This is a genomic window from Paenibacillus sp. FSL R5-0490, assembly GCF_001956215.1.
In the GTDB taxonomy this organism is placed as follows: Bacteria; Bacillota; Bacilli; order Bacillales; family Cytobacillaceae; genus Cytobacillus.
The window spans coordinates 77048-103302 of sequence record NZ_MRTQ01000014.1 but is presented as its reverse complement, the minus strand read 5'-3'; the positions used below and the strand labels follow the sequence as shown (position 1 = coordinate 103302).

Below are 26255 nucleotides of genomic sequence, written 5' to 3'. Positions count from 1 at the left end.
TCACTCCTCCAATAATTCAACTTCGATTTCTTCCCCGGTCACCCAGGTGATGGAAAATAAAATGGGTGATACCGCTTTGACACGTACCACCCATGCTCTTAAATATTCAATATTTTTAAGTTCGTCTAAAAGCTGACCCATTGATTTCTTAATAATGGAGCTACTCTCAAGTTTTGCTATTGAGCTCATTCTGTAAGTAAAATCTGCATCTAAAAGCTTCCACCAGTCTTCTTTTTCTTTTAATTCGGATTCAATTTGCACTCTCCTAGCCTTAAGTTCATCAAGAGCCTCATCCGTTCCATTCAGAATTGCTATATTTTCTTCGTGAAGTATGCTTTCAAGATCGACTCTTAGCTGGTTATATTCGATGTCACTTTTAGCATCCACATTCTTAAGTTCTCGCAGTATCTTTTGAATGGTCCGGCTATTGAGGACTTCTCCTGTCAAAGACTCAAACTTGTTGTCTAGTGCTGCCTCCATTACAGCCATGATAGTTTCCTCTCGAATTCCTTCCATGTCACAAAGTTCTTTACTCTTAATCCTTTTACCGCATCGCCAAGTGACAACTCCCCTGCACTCGAATCTCTGTAGGTTTCCACCACACTTTCCACACACTATTCTGCTAGAAAGCGGATACTGCTTTTTATCCCTTCTTTTATTTGGCTTTGCTCGTTTCTTCAGCATTAGTTGAGCCGTTTTAAAGGTCTGCTTATCAATGATTCCCTCGTGATGGTCCTCAATGAGATATTGACTTTTCTCTCCCCTGTTCCTTGTACTTTTGTGGCTAAGATGGTCTTTGCTATAACTTTTCTGACTGAGAACTTCACCAATATAGTTGTTGTTTCTTAGAATTTCCCTTATTGCTGTTCCCGACCACTCTTTATTTCCTTTGGCTGTTTTATAGCCTTTTTGAACGAAAATTCTAGCAATCTCTGCGGGGCTTTTCTCTTGCAAGCAAAGTTCAAATGCTTCTTTAACAATACTTGCTTCTTCAGGTTGAACAACCCATTTTCTATCCCCTTTCTGTATATATCCAAGTAGGCGGGTAAACCTTGCCTCCTCCCCTCTTTCTAGACGTTTTGTATTCGCCCATTTAACATTTTCTGAAATGCTTCGGCTTTCTTCTTGAGCGACAGCTGCCATCATGGTCAAAATAAACTCACTTTGCATACTGGCGGTATCAATGTCCTCTTTTTCAAAAATAAGTCTTACACCATGTTCTTTCAACATTCGCACCGTGTCGAGTGTATCCAGTACATTTCTTGCAAAGCGGGAAATGCATATTCCTTTTTGTGGTAAGTTAACATAGAATACTATTTCGTGAATTAACGTACTAAAGCGAAAAGGCGGAAAAAGATACCCGCCAAGCTGCCAAATAAGACAGTCCAGCGGATAAGACTTTAAAGTGATTATAAGAAGTTATTTTGATGAATAACCTTCTGGATTATTCTTGTGCCAATTCCATGCATCAGTAATGATTTTCTCTAATGAATCAAACTGCGGTTTCCAGCCTAAAACATGTTTTGCTTTTTCAGATGAAGCAATTAAGACTGCCGGATCTCCCGCTCTTCTCTCTTTTACTTCTGCTGGAATTGGGTGATTCGTCACTTTTCTTGCTACATCAATTACTTCTTTGACTGAGTAACCATTTCCGTTACCTAAATTAAAAATTTCACTTGGATTGCCTTTTCTTAAGTATTCTAATGATTGATAATGAGCAGAAGCCAAGTCCATTACATGAACATAATCCCTTATACATGTACCATCTTCTGTAGGATAATCATCTCCGAACATATAAATCCTATCTCTCTGACCAAGTGGTACTTGTAAAATCAAAGGAATAAGATGGGTTTCTGGATCATGATCCTCTCCAATATATCCACTTTCATGTGCTCCTGCAGCGTTAAAATATCTTAAAGATACATATTTAATTCCGTAACCTTGATCAAACCACTTCATCATCTTTTCCATTGCTAATTTTGTCTCACCATAAGTGTTCGTAGGATGGGTTTCATTTTCTTCAAGGATTGGGATGCTCTTAGGTTCACCATAAGTAGCTGCAGTTGATGAGAATACTATTCTGTTAACATTATTATCCTTCATTACATCTAATAGACACATTAGGCCATAAACATTGTTATGATAGTATTCATATGGTTTTTCCATGCTTTCTCCAACTAAGGAGTTAGCTGCAAAGTGAATCACCGCTTCTATATTATGAGTCTTAAAGACTTTATCTAAAGCTATTTTATCCCTAAGGTCAATTTCATAGAAATAGTCTACTTCAACTGACTCTTTATGACCACTCTGTAAATTATCAACAACAATAACATCTTCATTTTGTTCTAAAAAGTATCGGACTGTATGGGAACCAATATATCCTGCTCCCCCGGTTATCAATATAGACACTACTTTATTTGCCCCCTAAACTTCTAACACATCAGCAATTCTCTTACTTGCGAAACCATCACCATATGGATTGCTTGCTTGGCTCATTTTTTCATATTCTGTTCTATCTTCAAGGAGTAATTTAAAAGTCTTATAAATATTTTCTTCATCCGTTCCAACCAATTTTAATGTTCCAGCTGCTATGCCTTCAGGGCGCTCTGTTGTATCACGCATAACCAATACTGGCTTACCTAAGCTCGGGGCTTCCTCTTGTATGCCACCACTATCTGTTAATATTAAATATGATCTTGAAAGGAAGTTATGGAAATCCAAAACTTCCAGAGGCTCAATTATCCTTACCCTATCACAATTCCCCAGAATCTCATTAGCTGCTTCTCTTACTACTGGGTTCATATGAATTGGATAAATTGCCTTAATATCTGGATGCTCATCCACGATTCTTTTAATAGCTTTAAACATATTCCTCATTGGTTCACCTAGATTTTCCCTCCGATGAGCCGTAATCATAATAAGTCTGCTATCTGCTGCCCAATCTAGTTGCTTATGAGAGTAATCATTCCTAACAGTAGTTTTAAGTGCATCAATTGCCGTATTACCAGTTACATGTATTGTAGCAGGATCTTTACCCTCTTTTAGTAGATTTTCTTTAGACATGTCTGTCGGTGCAAAGTTATACTTGGCTACAATTCCTACAGCTTGCCGATTGAATTCTTCTGGATATGGAGAATAAATGTTATATGTTCTAAGTCCTGCCTCTACATGACCAATTGGAATTTGCAGATAAAAACATGCTAAGGACGTTACAAATGTTGTTGAAGTATCACCATGAACTAAAACTATGTCTGGTTTTACTTCTTCCAGCACAGCCTTCATTTTCTCTAGAATATTTATAGTCACATCGAAAAGAGTCTGTTTAGCTTTCATGATGGATAAGTCATAATCGGGAGTCACTTCAAATGCATCTAAGACTTGATCTAACATTTCTCTATGTTGTCCCGTAACGCAGACAACCGTATCTAATTTATCTCTTTTTTTTAACTCTTTAAATAAGGGACACATTTTAATAGCCTCTGGCCTCGTACCAAATACAACCATTACCTTTTTTTTCATATATTAAATACCAACCTTATCTCACTTTTTTAGGCAATTAACAACAATAACATTTTTTATCCAGCTACGGATAACCACATTAATAGACATTACAATTTTTTCCAATTTTATTAAAGATAGTAATGACATAATTTTTAGTAATTCATTATAATAATTTCAATCTAAATTCTAAACGATCATTTTATCTTTTTATTAGTAATATAAAAACCCATATATTTTGCAAACACTATTAGTAAAGGTATCCATCCTACCATTCTTAATCTGGCTGCGGTACCAATGTTATCATTTGTAATTCCAATTAACATGAACCAAACTATAGCATGTATTACCAATAACGTATCAGTTGCCGAAAAACTTTTTCTTTTTTTATAAAGGAGAAAACAAATCAATAAAAAAGGAATACCTTCTGAAATAAAAACAAGCACCATAGAAAGTCCACTTATTTGCCACGGAAAAGGGCCAAGAGCATTACTTAGTACACTATAAGAGTAATTAATTAAAAACAAAATAAAATTTGGTTGATTCAGGGATATATTTAGTTGGCTCCCTCCAGCAAATAATTCAATTGCAGTATTACGATACATTAATGCATCTTGCAAAGACATTCCAACTATAGGAAATGTATAAGTACGAAAAGCAGTATATATAAACGCAAATCCTATTAAAGAGATAAAAATGACTTTATTCCCACTGCGCACTTCTTTCTTATTTCTATGGAACAATAAAAAAATACATGACCCTATAATAAAACTTAATAACGCATAGGAACGGTAGCCCCCTAATAACGACATGGATAAAATTAAAATAATAGCATTAAATAATTTACTGGGTTTTCCTTTCTGAATAAAGAGGCTTATAAAGGCAAATACAGAAAGAATATAATAAACTGATATCCAAGTATCACGATATATTGATAGAGAAGAATTTATGAGATAACTTGGATAGCAAATAAAAAATATAAGCATAATAATTGCTGACACATTAAAAACATGAGGTACTTTAACCGTCTTTTTTAATATAAATAATGCAATAAAAGCCAACAATATATTACCAATATAGTTAAAGCCCTTCATTAAAAAAATACTATCTGAATTAAAGATTTTTAATATATAACCTAAAACAAGAGCATGAATAGACGTTAAAATAGCAGGTTGATTAGTTGCAATATTTCTGGCTTGTTCTGCATAAAATTCTCCATCGTCTCCTCCACCAAAAAAAGGAATACCAAGTCCATCATATCCAAGTGATATACTAATATAATATAATATTGATGTAATAATAAAATAAACAAGACAATATAAACTAAAAAACAAAGCCAGTAGACTATTCTGTTTACTCATTTTACCCTCCCTTTTCAAGTGCAGATAATATTTTAAATCGTTTTTAGAAAGTTTTAAATAAATTTCTTATTGGAGTATAAAGATTACTCATCCTATTATTTTGGATTTACCCAGGGTGCCTCAGTAAATGTCTTGATTGTATCTAGCGTATATTTGTTAGATGGGTATAAACCATCCATTACATTTCGTTCGAATAAAATTCTTTCAATAACTTTGTAAATATACTCAGAATCTTGTTCTTCTTTACTTATTCTTAAATAACTCGGTTGTGATATATCATCTAAAAAATCAGTGCATTTATTGTGATATTCTACAAGTGCAAATGGGATATCTAATAAATATGCACTTATTCCGCCATGTAGTCTAATGCTAAAAAATGCATCACACTCACTAATTTCATTCCACATCTTAATCGGATTAGATTCATGATATACTACTTTAACTTTTGAGGCGTCTTCTCCTAAAGAATTTAAAAGGTCAATAGATAAGTTCGTATCTCCCTTAATTGAATGAGTGTTGAGTATACAAATCTTTATTGTGACACTATCTTTATATGTTTCAGTTATTTTTCTTATAGCTTTAAAAATTGCTTCATTCCTATTCTTCTCAATTATTTCATCTTTACCTGTAAAACTCTCATAGTTACATACTGATATGCCCAGAACTTTATTATTCTTATCCTCTTTTTGTTTTTTGGGAGGGTATAAAAGTGGAATCATTCCGGCTAAATCTTTACCATAGACATAGGGGATTTGTACATCTAATTCTTTTAATAAGTTATATGAAGATTCATCCCTTACAGAAAGAAATGAAAAATTATTAATAAAAACTTTTGCATCTTCAATATCTTTTTTTGATGTGAAAGGTCCGATAGAAACACCTATAGCAGCAATTTTTGATATCCCTTTTTCCGCTAACTTATTCTGTAGTTTCCTCATCTTATTTGATGAATCAGAACTTATAGTTGAGCCACCAGATAATACAACCAAATCATTTTTAAAAAAGGAATTTACCATAACAGTTGCTCTATATATCTTGCTAATAATATTATGTCCAGCATAGAGTTTTTTAAAATTAGTAATAGAATAATTCACATCTAAATTACCAATAGGTGATCCTATTATTGAAATTTCAGGATACATATTCCAATACTTTTTCGCTCCCAAAGTTGAAGCAACAACAAACAAATCATCGCCATAATTTTGCATACCATAATAACCAGTAAATGCAATACTTTCCATTTTAAACACCTCAGATATTTTTTGGTTAAACTATTAATTTTATATATTTTCGACTGCCATTCCAAAGCAAAATAAAAAGGAATAACTCACAAAGTATTGTTGAGTATACAGCACCGTATACACCGATTAAAGGAATAAAAATAAAATTAAGAGTGATATTGAGAACTGCAGTCATTCCCTGTTGTTTCACTTTTGAATATATTCTATTTTCCGTCGACATTATAGCACCACTTACTGCGTAAAGAAATCTAAAAGGAATACATAAACTCAATATTATTAATAGTTGAGCAGACATTATATATTTTTCTCCAAAAACTACCGATATTAAAAACTCAGCAGAAACAATAATAAATATTACTGACAATAAACCAGTAAAAAGCATTATTAAATTACTTTTTTTGTATAGTTTTTTTACCATTTTTGGGTTATGATGCACCCAAAAGTGTAGTTTAGGTAAAAAAAGTTTTCCGAAAATTAAATTAGGGATTAAATAAACCAAGGAGATTAATGTGAAAGCAACGTTATAGTACCCAGCTATCTCCTCTCCTTTAAAAAAACTTAATAAAATAATATCACTTTGATAATAGATAAAATAAAATATTGCAGCTAATCCATATGGAGCGCTATTCCTAAGTGTATTGAAAAAACTAGGGTTTTCTTTACGTTTTTTATACTCAAAACTTGGAAGCAGTATACTTTTAGTATTAAGTCGGTAAAGAATCTTAATAAATAGGTAAATTGAAATAAACGATAATATACATGTGAGTAATCCGATATAGATGATATGATCAAAAAAAATAATTGCTATAAATACTCCAAGAAATCTAACAAGATAGATTACAAAGTTATATAATGCAACCTTTTTATAATTTTGCTCAATTTGAAATACGGCTATAACTAGTGGTAATAAACCTTGTAGGATAATATTAGGTATCAAAAACAATAATAAGTATTTAGTATCTCCGTTAAATTGACTGAATAATATTAAAATTATTACAATAATTAAAGAAAAAACTAAGGTGTAGGATAAAAGTAGAAAGTTAGGTTTTATCCACCTATAAGCAAACCTGCCTTCCTCTCCAAATATCTTTACTAGAAAATCTCCTGCACCAAAACTAACAAAAACTGCTAATAAGTTAATTAAATTCATTGCTGTTATATAAGAACCATATTCTTCTACATTAAAACTTCTTGTTAAAAGAACTTGAGTAAGAAACGTTAAAAGAGTACCTAATGCAGTTCCAAATACCAGCCAAAAACTATCTTTAAAAATTTTATTCATTTTTTATTGCACCATCTTTTTAATATTAGAAGTTTTTAAAAATTCTTACTCAAAATTTCTGTATTTAAACTAACGTGATACTAAATATTAGACTCCTTATTAAGAATACTAATATAGTCCTTATTCATAAATTCATTGATATAGTTAAAATAGTGATTATCCCAAACATACTTACAATTGTCTTTTTTGGTTGTACATAAATCCTTAATATCTTTTAATTTTAACAAATCGCTGATACCTTCGTATCCTTCCTCAATAACAAAACCTGTATTATACCTCTCGGTTTTAGCTCCGACCAACGTATTCTTTGTAGTTATTAAAGGGATTCCAAGCATTAGTCCTTCATAGAATTTATTTGGTGCCGCATATTTATGCAAAGGATTACTATTATAGTATAAAGCAAGTATTAAATCTGAATTTTTCATTATATTTAACCCTTTATTATAATCTACTTTCCCCCAGTAAACTATATTTTTATAACGCTTTGAATACTCAATTACTAAATCTTGCAAATAACCAAAACCAGCAATATTAAATAACACATTTTGTTTTTCAGAGACTTTTTTTAAAAAATCCTCTAAACCTCTATTACTATCAAAAACACCTACATAACTGACTACAATATCGTAGTCACTTTTTTGTAATTCTATCTGATTTAAAAGTGATTTATCCTCAACCATACCAATGTTTGGTATATTTGGCATTACCATTATATCTTCTCTTTTACTCTTTAGCTGTTCTTTTCTTTCCTCTTCACAAATAATTACGTAGTCAGCTTTACGTACTGTATACCTTTCTAAAAAACCTATAGTTTTATATATAAGGTTTTTTTCATGGTCATTACTCATCCAATCAAAGATATCAAAGACTACTTTTTTACGAGTAATAATTGATGCTAAAACTGCAGGAAAAGCCGTATCAAAATCACATGCATGGACAATCTTATACTCATTTTTATTTTCAAATAAATATTTAAAGATAAAAACAAACCATAATAATTTATTTTTAATATTTAATAGTTTTTTCCCAAATTCAGCTCTCCGATTATAGTAAGTATACTCCTTTTTATTTAGTGCATTTCCAAGCCTATCCCACCCCAAAACATTATATTCGATATTTTCCTTTTCAAAAAAGTCTATATATTTTTGAGCCCTAGGATCGGGATTTAAATCATTACTTCTTATTAATAGAATCATAAGTATCACATCCTTATAATTTCCATAGCCCATAATCTACTATTTACATTTCATTGATAGAAATTTATACAAATTTACTATTAATATTTTAAATAATACAACTCCAGATAAATGGTATGAGTTTAAAATATTTATTTTTAAAAATATTGTGTTTAACTAAATATAAATTCTAGGCTGAAAATTTATTTAAACAAAAACTAAATTCATTTTTATTATTTGTAATCATATTTAAAATAAATGCTATTGATTTCATCCAAGGCTTTTTCAATCGAGTAATTACGAACTATTTCCAAGCTTTTTTCGGAGAATTTTTCTCGTAAATTTACATCCATATAAAGTTTAAATATTGCGTTTGCAAACTGTTCATAATCGTTTAATCCAACTACAAAACCGTTTTCCTCATTACTAACAAGATCATGGTTCCCTCTACAATCCGTTACAATTAATGGTAATCCTGTTGCCATTGCTTCCATAACGTTTACTGGTAAACCCTCTTGCCTCGATGACGAAACAGCAACATCAGACAATAACATAAGTTTATTTACATCATTTCGATATCCTAGAAATTTCACATTATCTTCTAGCTTTAATTGTTCTACTCTTTGATTGTACTCATCTAAAAGAGGGCCTGTACCAGCAAGCAATAATTTTATATTTGGTATTTTACTTTTTAATAAATTAAGTGCATTAATAATTAAATCTTGATGTTTTCTATAACTTAACTCACCAGCGTATATTAAAATAAAGTCATCTTTTTTAAAGTTATAGCTTTTTCTAATTTCATCCTTTATCTCAGAAGTTTGAGGAGAAAACTTTTTTAAATCTATCCCAACACCATGAACTTTAAAAACCGATTTTTTATTCCCCATTATTTTCTTAGATATTAAATAATCTTCATCATTCATAGTAATTAATATATCTGTCCATTTTGCTGCTATCATCTCCATAGGATAAAATAACAACCAATTTTTCAATGGTGCACCTTTAAAAAAATGAAATCCATGCGCCGTATAAACTTTTTTTATATTTGGTATATTTCTGCAAGCAAGTCTAGTAATAAAGGAAGCAACAGGAGTATGAAGATGTAATAATTCGTACTTTTCATCCTGGACTAATTTCTTTACTTTTTTCCAGGCTAAGAAATTTTCTTTTTTAAACGGTGTCCTTTGAAACTCAATATTGTGTATTTGACATCCAAGTTTCTTTAATTCTGGATTTACTTCTTGCACTATATTAAAAGCTACATCGACTTTATGTCCTTGTTCAATTAACATTTTGATGTGTGGTATTAAAAAGGCATTTACAGTATTTGATATAGTCGTAACATACAGTATTTTCAAATAAAGCTCCCCTGTTCATTTGTTTAATTGACCTATTTTATCTTCCTTATCGGAACACCGGCATATGTCCCAGGATAATTTACATCCTTAACAACGACTGAACCTGCTCCAAATTGGCAACCACTAGTAATATTTATATTATTACTTACAACACTACCAATACCTAACCATGACCCTTCACCAATTTTAACTGTCCCCGCTAAATGAACTCCCGGAGATATATGGACATAATCCCCAATACAGTTATCATGGTCAATTGTAGTACCAGTGTTGATAACGCAACCTTTACCTATATCAGTACAGCAGTTAATGATTGAACCTGCCATCACAACTGTTCCATTTCCTATATTCACTTGTCCTCCAACTACCGCATCAGGATGAACTAACACTGGAATACTAGCACCAACTGTTTCAACCATTTCATGAATCCTTTGCCTCGTAGTGTTATTACCAATACCAACAAATATTTCATACTCATCGATATGTGTAAAAACATCATCTGAAGTCCCGATAACTTCTAAACCCATTGATGTTTCGATGCCTTTATTGTCGTCTAAAAAAGCAATGCTCTGCCACCTATTCATTTTCAATGCGATGTCCGCAACAACTTTCCCGTGACCGCTAGCACCGATTATTAAAAGTTTGTTTTTCATATTTCCATTCTTTCCTTTTTGGTTCCCTTAAAAGGCTCAATTGTTGCAGCAGTTTCTGAATTAATACCTTCCCTAATGAAAACCTTTTTTATGGTCAAAAATATTATCTTCCAATCTTCAATGAATCTTACATTGTCCACATACTCAACATCGAGATTAAATTTATCTTCCCAACTAATCGCATTTCTACCACTAATCTGCGCCAAACCAGATAGTCCTGGTCTGACTTCATGACGTCGTTTTTGATGATAGTTATACAACGGTAAATACTGCACCAATAATGGTCTAGGGCCAATAATAGACATATCACCCTTCAAAATATTAAAAAGCTCCGGTAGTTCATCAAGAGATGTAGAGCGTAGTAACCTACCAAACTTTGTCAGCCTAATACTATCAGGCAGTAACTCCCCTTTATCATCTCTTTCATCCGTCATAGTCCTAAACTTATACATCATAAAAATCTCTTCATTATGCCCAGGTCTCTTTTGCTTGAATAGAACAGGGCTACCTAATTTCGTTCTCACAAGAATTGCAACTACTAGAAGTATCGGACTAAGAACAATAATGGCGATTAATGATAGCGTGAAATCCATCGGTCTTTTTATAAATCTTCTATAAATGCCACCTTTGGAATTATTCATTATTTAAACCACAACCCCTTAATAGTCTCCACAACTCTTTCTAAGTCCTCATCCGTCATCTTTGTATCAGATGGCAAACAAACACCGTTCTCAAACAATTTCTCAGATACACTTTCACCAACAAAGTCATATTTCTCAAAGAACGGCTGTATATGCATTGGTTTCCATACTGGTCTTGATTCGATATTTTCAGCTTCCAATGCTTCAAATATATCAATAGGCCTTACTTTACCAGACAAAGTTATCGAGCTTAACCAATAATTTGGTTCGTCCCAATCATTACTAGGCATGAATTCAACACCCTCAAGCCCACCGAGTTCTCTCTTATAAAACTCAAAAATGTTATTCTTTTTTGCAACTCTCTGATCTAACACTTTAAGCTGTCCTCTTCCAATCCCAGCCACAACATTACTCATACGATAATTAAACCCTAATTCACTATGTTGAAAATGTCTTGCTTGATCTCGGGATTGAGTGGCCCAAAATCTCACCTTAGCAATTCTCTCTTCATTATTAGAAACAAGCATTCCACCCCCGGAAGTTGTGATAATCTTATTTCCATTAAAAGAGAAGATACCATAGTCACCAAAAGTTCCAGTATGCTTACCTTTATAGTGAGTACCTAGAGACTCAGCAGCATCTTCTATAACTGCTACATTATGTTTATTACAAATCTCCATAATTTTGTCCATATCAGCGGACAAACCATATAAGTGAACAACAATAACAGCTTTCACTTCTGGATACTTCTCAAATGCTTCTTCCAACGCTTTTGGACTCATGTTCCACGTTTCATAATCACTATCTATAAAAACTGGAATAGCATTTTGATAGATGATCGGATTAGCAGTAGCTGAGAAGGTAAGTGTTGGACAGAATACAATATCCCCTTCTCCTACTCCTGCTGCCTTAAGCGCTAAATGGATAGCTGCAGTTCCAGAAGAAAGTGCAGCAGCAGCTTTAGAACCAACCTTCTCAGCAAGCTCTCTTTCAAATCCATTTACATTTTCACCAAGGGGTGCAATCCAGTTTGTATCAAAAGCTTCCTTTATATATTGCATTTCATAACCTTCATCACTCATATGAGGTGAAGAAAGGAATATTCTTTCTTTCACTTTTGTCGATTCCATTTTCAAGACTTCCTTCCATTGATAAGTTAAATTTAGTAAAATAGGACTTAATTGGAATCTACTATTCTTTCATTCCAACCAACTACTAAACCACTAAATCTTATCTATATCTGATACCCACCTCGCATTTTATATGCAATATGCGAAATAGATGAAAAAATCAACATAAAGTATGTTTTTTATCAAAACATCAATTTTATACACTATATATTGTGTTTTGTTATCTGATTACGATACTCACCTCGTAATATCTATTCAATCTACCAAGCAAATACGAAATAGATATTCTCGCATTTACCACCCTAAACCGAGTTTCTTCCTATCATATATACCATTCAATCAATCTATAATTCTCACTAAAAACGCCTCCAACCCTTATCCCGCAAGACTTCCAGCATCTTATCTGATTACGATAGTCAGTTCCCCTCCACCATTCAAAAAAGTCAGCCAGCACCAGCTTCAAGTCCTAAAACGCTCCCCATCCACCTAGCACCAGCCAACCCAATTAGATTTGTTACTCATAAAAAAGGTACATCCTCTTCGTCTTCGTCATCCCCCGGTGATTCCTCAGAATGAACACTGCAACGCACCTCACTATCAACATAGTGAATAACCCCATCAACAGGACAAACTTCTTCACCAAAATCCAATAAAAACTGGCCAAACGCAGCCTTCGAGTGCTCTACTCCCTCCAAATGAAGATGCCGTTCATACTGTCTCTCAACCTCTGCTGTATTCGCATCACAAACATCCCGCCTGGTTTTCTCAATAACACCGCCTATCGACAAAACCGCAATGGCAGCAATAATCCCCAAAACAGCAATCACAGCCAACAACTCCACAAGCGTAAAGCCTTTTGAATTAATAGAAATCCCTCCAATTAAGAAGCTCGAAGAGCTCATCAATAAAAATCAAAAGATCATTTATATCCGAGTTTCTTCCTATTATATATCCGCAATTTCTAACCCCGAATATCAATCCAAAAAACAGCTCGAAGAGCTGAACTACAGCCTCTACCCATTAACCATCCTAACCCCCTCCAATTTCTCCGCCAAAAACCCAACCAACTCATCCCTCAGCCCCTCATCCTTGAGTGCCATCTCAATCGTCGTCTTAATAAACCCAAACTTCTCACCAACATCATACCGAACACCCTCAAAATCATAAGCAAAAACCCGCTGGATCTGATTCAGCTTCTGAATCGCATCCGTCAGCTGAATCTCACCGCCTGCTCCCAGCTCCTGCTGCTCTAAAAACATAAAAATCTCCGGATTTAAAATATACCGGCCCATAATCGCCAGATTGGAAGGCGCAGTCCCCTGCTTCGGCTTCTCCACAAAGTGATTAACCTGATACCTCCTGCCAATCTGATCCGAAGGATCAATCACCCCATAACGATGCGTCTCCTCAGGACTCACACTCTGCACTCCGATAATCGAAGCCTGGGTACCCTCATACTCATCCATGAGCTGACGCAGACAAGGCTTCTCCGCCTGAACAATATCATCCCCAAGCAGCACCGCAAACGGCTCATCCCCGATAAATTTCCGTGCACACCACACCGCATGCCCAAGTCCCTTCGGCTCCTTCTGCCGGATATAATGAATATCCACCTTCGAAGGCTCCTTCACCTTCTCAAGCAAATCAAACTTCTCCTTTTGAATAAGGCTTTCCTCAAGCTCAAAAGAATGATCAAAATGATCCTCGATCGAACGCTTTCCTTTACCGGTCACAATAATAATATCCTCAATCCCCGAAGCTACAGCTTCTTCAACAATATATTGAATCGTCGGCTTATCGACAATCGGCAGCATCTCTTTCGGCATCGCTTTCGTTGCCGGCAGAAACCTCGTACCTAACCCCGCTGCCGGTATAATCGCCTTTCTCACTTTCTTCATATTATTACCTCCTCGTAAAACTCAAAAATACATCTATTAACCCGAAAGGGTTAATCACCCCTGCACACACAACCCGAAGGGTGGAAATTGCTAAGATTAAAATTGCGCTTTTCCCCAAACAAAAGCCCTAAGGGCGCCATCAAACTCCAATGGCCCCGAAGGGGACAGAAATCAAACTTAATGCCCCTACTCCACCCCAGCTACCATCCTATTCCCCCGCCGGTTCGCCAAATTCAGCACAAACTCACTAATCTCCTCACTACTCATATCCCCAAACTTCTCAATCAGGTAATGAACCTCATCCTCCTGATCCAAAACAGCCTTCCCAATAAAAATCTTTGGAAACACCGCTTCTTTATGAACTTCATTCTCCCCAAGCAGTTCCTCGTACATCTTCTCCCCAGGACGAATGCCAGAGAATTGGATTCCAATTTCCTCTTCCGAATAACCCGAAAGGGTTATAAGGTTCCTAGCCAAATCAACAATCTTCACAGGCTCACCCATATCCAAAACAAAAACCTCTCCACCACGGGCCAATGCACCCGCCTGCATCACAAGCCGCGAAGCTTCCGGTATCGTCATAAAATACCTCGTCATATCCGGGTGCGTAACCGTCACCGGCCCGCCAGCCTGAATCTGCTTTTTAAAGAGCGGAATCACACTTCCCCGGCTTCCAAGCACATTCCCAAACCTTACAGCCACAAACTTCGTCGCACTATGCTTGTCCAGCTCCTGAATCACCATCTCCGCAATCCGCTTCGTAGATCCCATCACATTCGTAGGGTTAACCGCCTTATCAGAAGAAACCAGAACAAACGTCCCAACCCCGAAGGTGTCCGCAGCTTCAGCTACATTTTTCGTTCCAATGACATTGTTCTTCACAGCTTCTTTCGGGTTATATTCCATCAGCGGCACATGCTTATGGGCTGCAGCATGATACACCACATCTGGCCGATGAATATCCATTACCTCAAAAATTCTGCTTCCGTCCTGAATATCCGCAATAACAGGCAGTATTTCGATTTCCATGCGGTATTGATTCCTCAGTTCCATGTCAATCTGGTAAATCGAATTCTCCCCATGTCCTAAGAGAAGCAGCTTTTTCGGCTTGAATTTGCACACCTGACGGCAGATTTCGGAGCCGATTGAGCCGCCCGCACCTGTAACAAGGATTGTTTTTCCTGTCAGTTTCTTTGAAATACTGTTAATATCCAGCTCCACCGGATCGCGCCCAAGCAGGTCTTCCACTTGAACATCCCGGAATTGGTTAAAGGACACATTCCCGAGCATAACGTCTTCGATCAGCGGCATAATGACCGTTTTTGCCCTTGTACCTGCACATTCTTCATAAATCCGCTTCATTTCATCCTTGCTGAGCGAAGGAATAGCAATCACAATATGGTCGATATCCAGGGTTTCAGCCATCTTCTTGATACGTTTCGAATTGCCGACAACTGGAAGGCCCAGGATATGCAATTTATATTTCTTCGGATCATCATCAATAAAGGCAACCGGCTTGATTTCAGCATCTTTATTTTTCAGCAGCTGCCTTGCCAGCATTGTCCCGGCTGCGCCTGCTCCAACGATCAGGGCCCGCTTTTGTTCCACTGCCGGCTTAATGTACCGGTCCCGGTACACTCGCCAGGAAAAACGGGATCCGCCTATCAATAAGATATGCATCATCCAGGCAAGCATCAATGCCCTGAAATAAATATCGCCAATCAGCACCAGCTGAACGGCTCCCGTAGTCATAATCGATAAGCTGACCGCTTTTGCGATCGCAACCAGTTCCCCTACACTCGCATACTCCCAGGCCTTGTTATACAAACGGTACACAGACGCAAAAAAATGATGACTCACCAGCAAAGAAATCGAACTGACCAGGATCAGTTCAGACTTAAAAATCTCAAGCGTCGGCTGCAGCATCAGCACACTTACATAAATCGCAGACAAAACAATCAATGAATCCAATAAAACCAAAAAAGTTAACCTCTTACCGTATGTCAAATTATGACCCCCTTTAATCCTTTATCATTATAGAAATTGAATACATTATTTTGTTTTTCCAGGGATGTATTAAAGAATAATGATTGATATATTTTCATAAAGATATGTCTATATTCCAGCCGCTGAGTTGTTTGGAACGGAGGGCACTTGACTCCAGCGGGAGGTGCGGGAACAGGTGAGACCCCACAGGCGCTAGCCGAGGAGGCTCACCGCCCGCCCCGCGGAAAGCAAGTGCCCGCAGCGGAAGTCAACGGACAAAGATGATAAGCCAAAACAAATGGTCTTTCAAAAAAAAACATATAATTTTTACAAAATAAATACTTAATGAAAACACACGTGTCATGACACATACTTTCATTAAGCATCTATTTTTTATATTAAAAATCGGGCATCTAACCCGCCCTCACACCATACCACCGACAACAGGTGTCTAAGGAAAAGACGATGATCTCATCCCACAGTATGGCCGAGTGCCTCCATTGATATTGGTTGGGAGACATCACCACAAATTAAAAACTATATTTTCCATTTAAAGAAAATTATGTATTACGCTTACTAATAGTTTAAATCAGCACCCTTATAAAAATTTTGAAGGGTGCTACAAACCTAAATAGTCACATGTATTTAGTACATAATACCTATATAGATGCTAAAAATAATACAATAGCTAACCAAGCTATTATACATATAGTTAAAATAGCCCTAAAAATTTCTTTGTCTTAACCTTCTCCGGCGGCTCTTTATATACATTCTGCCCCTGCACAAGCAGCTCTGCATTTTCCGTAAACAGAAATACCGTATCAATTCCATACGATTGATCAATTTCATCATATGCTTCCCTTAGCCGATAAGGCCGATTGGTAAGATTATGGGCATCCGATGAAATAAAATGAGTCAGATTAGCTTCTATGAGCTGACAGGAAAATTTCTTTATCTTCTTTCCGAAATGCCCGGTGAGGCTTGAAGCAGTCACTTGTGTTAATGCACCATTATTCACAAGCCTGTAAAGAATGTCCGGTTCCTGAATGATTTCCTGATTTCGCTCAGGATGGACAATGATCGGGGTCAGTCCTTCCATCTGGATCTCATAGAGCAGTTTTTCCGTATAACGGGGAACATGAGAGGATGGAAGTTCAATGAATAAATACTGCCCGCCATTATTCAAGGTAAGAATTTCACCTTTGCGGTAGTCCTCCAGGATTTCACCGTAAATTCTGGGCTCCTGTCCGGGAAGAACCGTAAGCGGAATCTGCTTCTCTTTCAGCACTTCGTTTAACTCGCCAGTTTTCAGCAAGATGGCGTCTTTGCTATTTTCATAGCGGCTATTTTTATGATGCGGCGTTGCGATGATGGTATGAATGCCCTCCTTTACAGCCGCTTCTGCCATTGCGAGCGTGTCATTGAGGCTTTCACATCCATCATCGATCCCAAATAAAAGGTGGGTATGAATGTCAATCATGCCACGCCCCTCCTTTTTCCCTAAAATTAGACAGCGTTGTCAAAATAAATATCATCCAATATTTCCTTTTTATTGAAAATAGGTGAATTTTGTCGAATTAATTTATTTTCCACCGTAGTAATAGTAGTATTGATTATCTTTCACTTTCTTCTGGTTCAGCACCACACCAAGAAGCTTGCCTTTTGCATTCAGCAGCAATTCCTTAGATTTTAAAGAAGCTTCCACTTCCGTATTCTCACTCTTGACGACCAGGATGGCTCCATCGCATTTATTCGCCAGAATCTGTGCATCCGTTACGGCCAATACAGGCGGTGTATCAAAAATCACCAGATCATATTCGCTAAGCGCCTCTTCGATCATTCCATCCATTGACTGTGATCCAAGAATTTCAGCCGGATTCGGAGGGATCGGTCCGCTCGTCAGGATGGACAGGTTTTCAATATCCGTTTCCACACTCGCATCCTTCAGGTTTGCCTGCTTCGTTAAAATATTGGTTAACCCTTTGTGGTTATTCTGGTGAAAGGTGTAATGCATCGTTGGCTTGCGGAGATCCGCATCAATCAGCAGCACGCGCTTCCCCTGCTGTGCGAAGACTACCGCAAGATTGGCTGCTGTCGTAGATTTCCCTTCCCCCGGTCCGGCTGATGTCACCATAATCGTACGGAGATCTTCATCCACCGCAGAATATTGGATGTTGGTGCGGATTGTCCGATATTGTTCTGAAATGGGTGAACGGGAATCCGAATGGGTAATTAATGAACGTTTGCTGTTTTGCTTATTTGTCTTTTTAGCCTTGAGTACCAACCGTCTCACCTCTTACTTTTTTCTGTTTTCGCTGCTTTGGGGAACCAGTTTTATCATCATTGATGGTTGTAATAATACCTAATACAGGAAGCTCGAGCAGTTTTTCCACATCCTGTTCCGTCTTGATGGTGTTATTCATATACTCGAGCAGGAACGCGAGACCCACACCAGCCATTAACCCGACCACAAGGGCAATCGCAATGTTCAAAACCGGCTGAGGTTTTACAGGCACAGGTATTTCCGGAAGCTCTGCCGGAGAAAGAATGTGGATGTTATCAATTCGCATCAGACTTGAAATTTCACGCTGGAATACCTTCGCAATCTCATTGGCAATGATTACAGCCTCCGCCGGGTCCTCATTCTGCACACTGATTGTCACGACTTGCGACTGGCCTTCCTGGGCTACGCTCACGCTTCCATTCAGCGCTTCAGGAGTCGTATCCAATTTCAGCTCTTCAATGACCTGATCCAGAATATAAGGACTCTTCATAATGACATTATAGGTTTCGATGTATTTGGCATCCGCATCAAACGAAAGTCCTGCCAGGGAAGCCAATTCGCCGGCCGCTGCCTGGCTGACCAAAATCTGTGTGGAAGATTTATAGATTGGCTTAATCACAAAATAACTGACAGCACCACTGATGGCGGCCGCCAGGATGGTTATCACAAGTATTAACGTCATTCTCTTTTTCAGCGTATCAAACAACTCACGCAGGCTAATTGTCTCTTCCATAATATCCTCCAAAAGTCATGTTTTTTCGACATTTCCAGGAAATATTATATCATACAAATATTTCAATTAGTTCATTATTATAGAAAAAGATGGTGTTGGAATTATTTTCTAATAATTATTTAAATTCATAATTTCCTATACTTACAATACAGAAAAGCCTCCAGCCGCAATGGCTGGAGACCCTTAAAATATTTTTTGAATTAAATGAGTGTCTTGATTCCATTTTTGACCGTAAATGATTATTCTTAAATTCAGGATAGCAGATACTCCACCTATTTTCCTTCCGATGCTCCCAAGACTATTGACTTATTTTAAACTATTTTCAGTCGTAAGCATTGTGCCACTAAGAGCAAATCATTGACTCCAAATCCCTCGGATAGTATGTTAACATTTCCATTCCGTCTCCTGTTACTAGTACTGTATCTGAGTGGCGGAAACCTCCTACCCCGTTTACATATATGCCTGGCTCGACTGTAAAAACCATACCCGGCTCCATGATGGTGTGATCACCTAAGTCAAAAAAAGGTGATTCATGAAATAGCAAGCCGATTGCGTGGCCAGTGTGATGTCTAGTTAATTCGGTAATATTATTTTCTTTAAAATATCTTTGAACCTCTACTTCTACTGATGATAAAGGCTTCCCAGGTTTGATATGCTGAAAAGCCACTTCCTGCGCATTATACATATGCTGGAAGTATGTTTTTTGTTCACTGTTTGCCTCCTCAACAAACATTGTTCTTTCTAACTCGCTTTTATAGCCCCATATACTCGCAGCAGCTGCAGTGACTAATGTATCTCCTTTCTTTAAAGTTACATTTTGAGCAACTGCATGAGGATAAGCTGACAGCTCCCCGACCTGCCCTCTAAACAGGGCAAAGGCTGTTTCCCCATGAGGTTTGTACTCCGGACCTAAGGTTTCAATCATGGCCAAGGTTGATTCTGTACTGGCTCTGCTTGTAATCTCCAGCTCACTTATTCCTGCCTTAGAGTATTTTTGCAATAAACGATGGGCAAGATTTCCCCAGCGGCAGGACTCTTTAATCAATTCGATCTCTTCGTCCGATTTAATCATCCTTAACGCTGGAACCATATCCTTTATTGATTGATACCCCTTAGCCTCCAGTAATTGGTCAATTGACGGTCCTCTATATCCTGATGCTGAAGCATATCCAAGGCTATCAGCTCCTACTCGTTTCCCCTGAAACCCAGCTGCTATTAAATCTTCCTTAAAATACTCCATCGGATGCCTGATTCCGGGATATTCAGGGTAGGAGTGTACAAAGTTTATAGCACCTGAAAATTCTTCAGCATGTTCTTTTTCTAAAAATGGAACAAATAAGTGGGTATTCTGATTGGAGTCCACAAAAAAGGCGATCGGCCGCTCTGTCGGGTGAAAAAAGAAACCGGTTAAATAGAATATATCAATGGGGCTAAAAATGATTGCACAGTCCAGGTCCTGCTGCTGCAGATTTTCCCAGAACCTTTTCTGCCTGGTCTTAATTTCTTTTTTTGAAATGGATAATCTCATAGAAACTCCCTCTATCCTTATTGATATAGATGACAGGCTACAAACTGTCCTGGTTCTTTTTCAGTCAGCGCTGGTGTTTCTGCCTTGCATATTTCCATACAGCTTGGGCATCTAGTGTGAAAAGCACATCCGGATGGAGGATTGGCCGGGCTTGGAACATCCCCTTTTAGAATGATTCTTTCTCTTTTATGGTCTGCATTCACCTCTGGTGCAGCAGAAATTAAGGCTAGCGTGTAAGGGTGGAGGGGATTTGAGAAAAGCTGATCTTTACTTGCCAGCTCTACAATTTTTCCAAGATACATCACAGCCACGCGATCGGATATATGTTCACACACGGATAAATCATGGGTAATGAACATATAAGTGAGATTATATTGTTCCTGAAGATCCTGCATAAGATTAATGACCTGTGCCTGAACGGAAATATCAAGTGCTGAAACGGGTTCATCCGCAATGATCACTTTTGGGTTGAGAACCAATGCTCTGGCAATTCCGATTCTCTGGCGCTGTCCGCCGCTGAATTCATGGGGATGGCGTTTAGCATAACTTGGATCAAGGCCTACTTTGTTCAGCAAGTCGGCTACCTTCTCTTTTCTTTCGCTTTTGGTGCCAATATTGTATACCTTCATTGGTTCTAATAGCGTTTTTTCCACTGTCCATCTTGGATTGAGGGATGCATAAGGATCCTGGAAAACCATTTGAATATCTCTTCTGGTTGCTCGGAGTTCTTCCTTTGAGATGGCTGTTAGATCTTTTCCTTCAAGCTTAATGCGGCCCTCCGTTGCTTTCAATAACTGGATAATCAGCCTTGCCATGGTCGATTTGCCGCAGCCGCTTTCGCCTACAACCCCTAAGGTCTCTCCTCTTCGCAACTGAAAAGAAACATTATCAACTGCTTTCACCGCGCCCACCTGTTTAGAAAATATCCCCTTTTTTATAGGGAAGTACTTTTTTACATTTTCCACTTCTAAAATATAGTCATCTTGTAGCTTCGATAATGCCATTGTGAGTACTCCCCTCTTCATCAGGTATTAGCCAACAGGCAGATTCTTGCGCTTCACCGGCTTTCAAAAGCGGAGGAAGACTTGTTTCGCATTGGCTCATTGCATACGGACAGCGATCAGAAAAACGGCAGCCTTTTCCCCAATTGGCTGGTGCAGGGACTTGACCGGGAATAAAATGTAACCGTTTTTCTTTATGGCCCTTTTTTGGCAATGAAGCCAATAAGCCTTTTGTATAGGGATGGGATGGATTATTCAATACCTCTTTTACAGGTCCTGTCTCTACAATTTTACCGGCATACATAACAATCAAACGGTCACAAACTTCTGATACCACACCAAGGTCATGGGTGATGAGGATCATGGACATCCCTTTTTTGCTTTGCAGATCCTTCATAAGCTCAAGGATCTGGGCCTGAATCGTAACATCCAAAGCAGTCGTCGGTTCATCCGCAATAATCAGCTGAGGGTCACAAGCCATTGCCATGGCAATCATGACCCGTTGCCGCATTCCCCCTGATAATTGATGCGGGTAATTATCATAAATTTCATCAGCCCGAGGGATCCCAACCTGTTTTAATAAATCAACAACTTTTCTTCTTCTCTCTTCACCTTTAAGCTTTTTGTGGATTTTTAACGTTTCTCCGATTTGTTCTCCTACACTGTAGACAGGATTGAGCGAAGTCATGGGTTCCTGAAAAATCATACTGATTTTATTGCCGCGAAGATTTCTCATCTCTCTTTTGGGCAAATTCAGGAGGTTGACACCGTTAAAATCAATTTGATCTCCCGATACTTTTCCAGGAGATTTAACAAGGCCCATTATAGATAGTGAAGTTACACTTTTTCCGCAGCCTGATTCTCCAACTATGCCGAGGGTCTCTCCTTTCGCGACATGAAAGGAGATGCCATCGACTGCGTTAAAAGAAGCCTTTCTAGAGGAGAAGGTGGTTTTTAAATTTTTGACTTCCAGGATGTTCGAATTCACGAATCATTCCCCCTTATGAACCTGCTTTAACCCCAGCAGTTTGCTGCAGGCTTGCATCCATATACTCCACTAACTGTTGAATAATCTCATCTGTATGTGCAACTGATATGGCATGGTGGAGCAGATAGTTTGGTGAACAATAAACACCTTTCTGTGTAAATGCTGCAATAAACGCTGCATATTTTTCCTTTTCACTATGTGTAGCACTGCGATAGTCTGTTATTTCCTGGTCGGTGAAGTACCAATGAAAATGCCCGCCTCTTCCTTGCATTCTAGCTTTCACCTGATATTTTTCTGCTGATTTTGCGAATTCAGCGATCAGTTTTTCTGTTCTATTTTGCAATGTACGAAAAACCTGTTTTTCTTCATAGATTTCCATAAAGGCCAATGAAGCAGCTAATGACACCTGATGGCCATTATAAGTCCCCACAAAAGAACATGTTCCTTTCCCGGGGGTGACCGTTTCGAAAATGGATGCTTTTCCAGCCAAGGCCGCCAGCATATAGCCATTGCTAATCGCCTTGCCGAATGTAGAAAGATCAGGTGTCACGCCGTAATACCCTTGAGCACCCCCAGGAGAATCTCTAAACCCGGTTAATAATTCATCAAACACCAGGACAATATTTAATTGATCACAGATCCTTCTTAGCCCTTGCAAGTAATCTTTTTTGGCCGGGATATAACCAATATCTATCATAGTTGGTTCAATAATTAATGCAGCAATCCGGTGTTTATTTTCTGTCAGCAGGCGTTCAGCCGTTTCCAGGTCGTTAAATGGCAGGACGAGGGTGCTTTTCACTACATCCTCTATAAGCCCCGATGCACCAGGAAGTGACTTTGGCTCTGACTTTTCACCTGCCTTTTGCAGATCAGGCCAGGTACTGACAAATACAGCGTCGTGCCAGCCGTTATATGCTCCTTCAATTACGGCAATATCCGGTTTTTGTGTATACGTTCTGGACATAGCCATTGCATGCATAACCGCTTCTGTTCCTGTATTGGTATAACGGATTTGTTCAGCTGTCGGAACCATGGATAAAAACTTTTCAGCCGTTTTAACACTAAGTTCCGTCTCCACACCAGTCACGATTCCTGAAGTACTATAGAATTGCATCCGTTCATTGAAATCCGGATCATTGTGACCAAGAATGACAGCCCCGTTCCCCATAATGCAATCAATATATCGATTGCCGTCCACATCAGTCAGGTAAGCCCCCTCTGCTTTTTGGTAATAGATGGGGTGTGGATTGCGGAAACGGGAATTCGAGTGCACCCCTCCAGGCACTGATTTTACCGCTCTTGTAAATAATTCTTCTGATCTAGTTAGTTCCATCCTGTCACATCCTATCTGAATTGTTTAACTGTATCTGCAGATAACATATTTTTATATAAAAACTCATAGAAAGCTGGTTTTCTATCCTCAGACAGCCGCTTATAGATCTCTTTTACCGCTTCATTTCCTCTCCAGTAAGAATAAATAAACGGAGCTCTTAAGGTATGTTTGAAAAAGCGGAGCCTGGAATGAATCCAATTTTCTTCACCAAATGCAAAGTCTCTTAGAAATGCAGTAATTTCTTCATCTGACTTTCCCTCTGCATGGATCATATGTGCAGCATTTATTCCGGAAATTGATTTGATTTCCTGATAAACTTTGTAGATTTCATCATTCAGGGAATCCGCCCAATCAATGAAATCGATCCCATTATCTCCAATCCCCTCAAATACAGAACTGCTTGCTGTATTGGTGATGACTAACCCGGCATCAAGCGGGATATCACCCGATTGGACACCTAATTCTCTTATTCTCATATGTGTAGTATGGCCCGGAAAAGATTCATGCGTGACTAAATGTTTTAAAGATTCATAGGTATAGGACAGATCGCCATTTATATACATTTTCCCGCCAACATAGTCACAATAGGCACTATACGGGACACCGTTCACGACCACTGGAGTTACCTCCACATCTTCCATCTCTTTAAACATTTTTTGAACAACACGCTCTTTTCCTTGAGAAAGTAAATCTTTTAATACAGATTCCACCTGTTGTGAAGGGACATGCTGTGCTTGTTCCCACTTCTTTACTTTCTCTTTCAGCGTTCCTGAGAATCCCTTTTGGATTAATAAAGATTCGAGTCTATAATGAAGCTCTTTTCTTTCTGCCTCTGAAAAGGGATTTTCATTTACATATAACAGACCTCTAACATTCTCCCTGAAGGGAATCTCCTCACCGCTCCGCCATCTTGCCAGCCTTAGGAGTGAACCGATTTGCTGCTGCATATAGTTTCTGCGAACCTCGGATTGTATAGCTGAATAGCTGCTTCTTAAATCCTCGAAATCTGCAAAAATCTCATTCCAGCTGCTGTAGGAATTTGGTGTTTCTCTCGTTAAGTTAATGGGTACTAATCCTTCTTGATCAAGTGAAGCTTCTGAGCCGGATGGGAGGTTTTTCCGATAAAAATCATCCATCCCCAGTACAATTTGCGTATATTCCTGTGACAATTTGTGGTCCAAGGACTCGAAATGGACCGTTTCAGTTCTCATTATTCTTCCTCCGCACTATCAAGATTACCAAGCATAAATCCATAATCTCCCGGACTTACTTTATTAAAGAGTCCTCTTGTTAAAATCACCACGTTATTCTGGAATGGGGCCCGAATGACTTCCAGCTCTTCAAATGTTCTTGGGTTATAAGTTCTTGCCAGAACCTGATTTCCTTCAATGACGGTGCCTACAGCACTAAAGTCAAATTCCGGCACCATGATTCCGCCGTGCTTCGGACGAATAATCGTAATTTCAGTCATAACCTTTTGTTTTGGAGGAGGCGTGACCTCTCCGGGAATCATTTTCAGCTTTCGCATCACATTGAAAATCCCTTCTACTCCTCTTTCAATGTCTTTATTGTGGTTGGGTCCTCCTCCTACCTCGACTGTAATGCTTGGGATGCCTTTTTCTAATGTATAAGTAGCTGTAGTGCCTTCATATGGATGCGAAGGACGGTATAAAATCGGGAAGTTAAATGCCCGTGATAATTCTTCATTATTTTGAATGTATACATAATCAACAACCGGGGTTGCACCGCCAGCATGCAGGTCAATATAGACATCAATGTGATCTAAAAAGTTTTCCACCATTGAATTGGCAAGCTGCTCTGTTACCCAGCCGTTTTTGTTTCCCGGAAACACCCTGTTTAAATTATTCATATCAAGAGGTGTATTTCTAGTCATACTTTCAAATGCCAGCGGATTGGAAACAGGGAGAAGCTTAATCGTGCCCGATAGTTCAGATTCATCTAAGCGGTTATATACTCGCCTGATGATTTCCGCTCCAATGATTTCATCACCATGTACAAGGGCAGAAATACCAAGAACCGGTCCCTCTTTTACCCCTTGAATGGTATGGATTGGCAAAGAAAGCGGTGTTCCATTGGATAAATGTGTAACAACAACCTCTTTATATTCGCGTGTAGATGTAACTGTCATGATAATTCCTCCT

The 26255-nt window shown here is 38.0% G+C and carries 23 protein-coding genes; all 23 read right to left on the bottom strand.

Annotated features, from left to right (window positions below):
• Positions 1 to 1278, bottom strand: coding sequence for a recombinase family protein (locus BK139_RS13260; RefSeq protein ID WP_286148776.1), 1278 nt, complete (start codon positions 1276 to 1278; stop codon positions 1 to 3).
• 141 nt (positions 1279 to 1419) lie between these two features.
• Positions 1420 to 2409 (bottom strand): UDP-glucose 4-epimerase GalE, encoded by a 990-nt coding sequence (galE, locus tag BK139_RS13255; protein WP_076259504.1) that lies wholly within the window; start codon positions 2407 to 2409, stop codon positions 1420 to 1422.
• 15 nt (positions 2410 to 2424) lie between these two features.
• The gene (gene wecB, locus BK139_RS13250; RefSeq protein WP_076259502.1) at positions 2425 to 3519 is read right to left on the bottom strand and encodes a non-hydrolyzing UDP-N-acetylglucosamine 2-epimerase; all 1095 of its coding nucleotides are present in this window, start codon (positions 3517 to 3519) and stop codon (positions 2425 to 2427) included.
• Between the two features lie 176 nt (positions 3520 to 3695).
• The gene (locus tag BK139_RS13245) at positions 3696 to 4859 is read right to left on the bottom strand and encodes a hypothetical protein (RefSeq protein ID WP_076259501.1); all 1164 of its coding nucleotides are present in this window, start codon (positions 4857 to 4859) and stop codon (positions 3696 to 3698) included.
• A 95-nt stretch (positions 4860 to 4954) separates the two neighbouring features.
• Positions 4955 to 6100: a polysaccharide pyruvyl transferase family protein gene (locus BK139_RS13240; RefSeq protein ID WP_076259500.1), complete on the bottom strand. Its 1146-nt coding sequence runs from the start codon at positions 6098 to 6100 to the stop codon at positions 4955 to 4957.
• Positions 6101 to 6125: 25 nt separating this feature from the next.
• Entirely contained in the window at positions 6126 to 7382 is a 1257-nt protein-coding gene (locus BK139_RS13235; protein WP_076259499.1) for a flippase, read from the bottom strand.
• Positions 7383 to 7462: 80 nt separating this feature from the next.
• On the bottom strand, positions 7463 to 8578 hold the full coding sequence (locus tag BK139_RS13230) for a glycosyltransferase family protein (protein ID WP_076259498.1): 1116 nt from the start codon (positions 8576 to 8578) through the stop codon (positions 7463 to 7465).
• Between the two features lie 212 nt (positions 8579 to 8790).
• A complete protein-coding gene (locus BK139_RS13225; RefSeq protein WP_076259496.1) occupies positions 8791 to 9918 on the bottom strand; it encodes a glycosyltransferase family 4 protein in 1128 nt (375 codons plus the stop codon).
• A gap of 32 nt (positions 9919 to 9950) precedes the next feature.
• Entirely contained in the window at positions 9951 to 10571 is a 621-nt protein-coding gene (locus BK139_RS13220) for an acetyltransferase (RefSeq protein ID WP_076259494.1), read from the bottom strand.
• Positions 10568 to 11212: a sugar transferase gene (locus BK139_RS13215; protein WP_076259492.1), complete on the bottom strand. Its 645-nt coding sequence runs from the start codon at positions 11210 to 11212 to the stop codon at positions 10568 to 10570. Before BK139_RS13215 ends, BK139_RS13220 begins: the two co-directional genes overlap by 4 nt.
• Positions 11212 to 12327, bottom strand: coding sequence for a DegT/DnrJ/EryC1/StrS family aminotransferase (locus BK139_RS13210; protein ID WP_076259563.1), 1116 nt, complete (start codon positions 12325 to 12327; stop codon positions 11212 to 11214). Before BK139_RS13210 ends, BK139_RS13215 begins: the two co-directional genes overlap by 1 nt.
• A gap of 533 nt (positions 12328 to 12860) precedes the next feature.
• Entirely contained in the window at positions 12861 to 13244 is a 384-nt protein-coding gene (locus BK139_RS24605; RefSeq protein ID WP_083675368.1) for a prepilin-type N-terminal cleavage/methylation domain-containing protein, read from the bottom strand.
• 111 nt (positions 13245 to 13355) lie between these two features.
• On the bottom strand, positions 13356 to 14240 hold the full coding sequence (gene galU, locus BK139_RS13200; RefSeq protein WP_076259488.1) for a UTP--glucose-1-phosphate uridylyltransferase GalU: 885 nt from the start codon (positions 14238 to 14240) through the stop codon (positions 13356 to 13358).
• 186 nt (positions 14241 to 14426) lie between these two features.
• Positions 14427 to 16247: a polysaccharide biosynthesis protein gene (locus tag BK139_RS13195; RefSeq protein ID WP_076259486.1), complete on the bottom strand. Its 1821-nt coding sequence runs from the start codon at positions 16245 to 16247 to the stop codon at positions 14427 to 14429.
• 691 nt (positions 16248 to 16938) lie between these two features.
• Positions 16939 to 17706, bottom strand: a complete 768-nt coding sequence (locus BK139_RS13190; RefSeq protein WP_076259484.1) for a tyrosine-protein phosphatase — start codon at positions 17704 to 17706, stop codon at positions 16939 to 16941.
• Between the two features lie 102 nt (positions 17707 to 17808).
• Positions 17809 to 18510, bottom strand: coding sequence for a CpsD/CapB family tyrosine-protein kinase (locus BK139_RS13185; protein ID WP_076259482.1), 702 nt, complete (start codon positions 18508 to 18510; stop codon positions 17809 to 17811).
• Positions 18494 to 19243 carry a YveK family protein gene (locus BK139_RS13180; protein ID WP_076259480.1) on the bottom strand — a complete coding sequence of 250 codons (750 nt, stop codon included), beginning with the start codon at positions 19241 to 19243 and terminating at the stop codon, positions 18494 to 18496. Before BK139_RS13180 ends, BK139_RS13185 begins: the two co-directional genes overlap by 17 nt.
• Positions 19244 to 19586: 343 nt before the next feature.
• Positions 19587 to 20771, bottom strand: a complete 1185-nt coding sequence (locus BK139_RS13175) for a M24 family metallopeptidase (protein ID WP_076259478.1) — start codon at positions 20769 to 20771, stop codon at positions 19587 to 19589.
• A gap of 17 nt (positions 20772 to 20788) precedes the next feature.
• Positions 20789 to 21775: an ABC transporter ATP-binding protein gene (locus BK139_RS13170; protein ID WP_076259476.1), complete on the bottom strand. Its 987-nt coding sequence runs from the start codon at positions 21773 to 21775 to the stop codon at positions 20789 to 20791.
• On the bottom strand, positions 21750 to 22760 hold the full coding sequence (locus BK139_RS13165; protein ID WP_076259474.1) for an ABC transporter ATP-binding protein: 1011 nt from the start codon (positions 22758 to 22760) through the stop codon (positions 21750 to 21752). The genes BK139_RS13170 and BK139_RS13165 overlap by 26 nt, the downstream gene beginning before the upstream one ends.
• Positions 22761 to 22773: 13 nt before the next feature.
• Positions 22774 to 24093 (bottom strand): aspartate aminotransferase family protein, encoded by a 1320-nt coding sequence (locus BK139_RS13160; protein ID WP_076259472.1) that lies wholly within the window; start codon positions 24091 to 24093, stop codon positions 22774 to 22776.
• Between the two features lie 11 nt (positions 24094 to 24104).
• Positions 24105 to 25304: a hypothetical protein gene (locus BK139_RS13155; RefSeq protein ID WP_076259470.1), complete on the bottom strand. Its 1200-nt coding sequence runs from the start codon at positions 25302 to 25304 to the stop codon at positions 24105 to 24107.
• Positions 25304 to 26242 (bottom strand): succinylglutamate desuccinylase/aspartoacylase family protein, encoded by a 939-nt coding sequence (locus BK139_RS13150; protein ID WP_076259468.1) that lies wholly within the window; start codon positions 26240 to 26242, stop codon positions 25304 to 25306. The genes BK139_RS13155 and BK139_RS13150 overlap by 1 nt, the downstream gene beginning before the upstream one ends.
• Positions 26243 to 26255 lie beyond the last annotated feature (13 nt).

What these genes read in the sequence shown, in the direction of transcription:
- wecB (WP_076259502.1), bottom strand. Translation starts at nt 3,519, where the DNA reads ATGAAAAAAAAGGTAATGGTTGTATTTGGTACGAGGCCAGAGGCTATT.
- BK139_RS13245 (WP_076259501.1), bottom strand. Translation starts at nt 4,859, where the DNA reads ATGAGTAAACAGAATAGTCTACTGGCTTTGTTTTTTAGTTTATATTGT.
- BK139_RS13240 (WP_076259500.1), bottom strand. Translation starts at nt 6,100, where the DNA reads ATGGAAAGTATTGCATTTACTGGTTATTATGGTATGCAAAATTATGGC.
- BK139_RS13235 (WP_076259499.1), bottom strand. Translation starts at nt 7,382, where the DNA reads ATGAATAAAATTTTTAAAGATAGTTTTTGGCTGGTATTTGGAACTGCA.
- BK139_RS13230 (WP_076259498.1), bottom strand. Translation starts at nt 8,578, where the DNA reads ATGATTCTATTAATAAGAAGTAATGATTTAAATCCCGATCCTAGGGCT.
- BK139_RS13220 (WP_076259494.1), bottom strand. Translation starts at nt 10,571, where the DNA reads ATGAAAAACAAACTTTTAATAATCGGTGCTAGCGGTCACGGGAAAGTT.
- BK139_RS13215 (WP_076259492.1), bottom strand. Translation starts at nt 11,212, where the DNA reads ATGAATAATTCCAAAGGTGGCATTTATAGAAGATTTATAAAAAGACCG.
- BK139_RS24605 (WP_083675368.1), bottom strand. Translation starts at nt 13,244, where the DNA reads ATGAGCTCTTCGAGCTTCTTAATTGGAGGGATTTCTATTAATTCAAAA.
- galU (WP_076259488.1), bottom strand. Translation starts at nt 14,240, where the DNA reads ATGAAGAAAGTGAGAAAGGCGATTATACCGGCAGCGGGGTTAGGTACG.
- BK139_RS13190 (WP_076259484.1), bottom strand. Translation starts at nt 17,706, where the DNA reads ATGATTGACATTCATACCCACCTTTTATTTGGGATCGATGATGGATGT.
- BK139_RS13180 (WP_076259480.1), bottom strand. Translation starts at nt 19,243, where the DNA reads ATGGAAGAGACAATTAGCCTGCGTGAGTTGTTTGATACGCTGAAAAAG.
- BK139_RS13175 (WP_076259478.1), bottom strand. Translation starts at nt 20,771, where the DNA reads ATGAGATTATCCATTTCAAAAAAAGAAATTAAGACCAGGCAGAAAAGG.
- BK139_RS13170 (WP_076259476.1), bottom strand. Translation starts at nt 21,775, where the DNA reads ATGGCATTATCGAAGCTACAAGATGACTATATTTTAGAAGTGGAAAAT.
- BK139_RS13160 (WP_076259472.1), bottom strand. Translation starts at nt 24,093, where the DNA reads ATGGAACTAACTAGATCAGAAGAATTATTTACAAGAGCGGTAAAATCA.
- BK139_RS13155 (WP_076259470.1), bottom strand. Translation starts at nt 25,304, where the DNA reads ATGAGAACTGAAACGGTCCATTTCGAGTCCTTGGACCACAAATTGTCA.
- BK139_RS13150 (WP_076259468.1), bottom strand. Translation starts at nt 26,242, where the DNA reads ATGACAGTTACATCTACACGCGAATATAAAGAGGTTGTTGTTACACAT.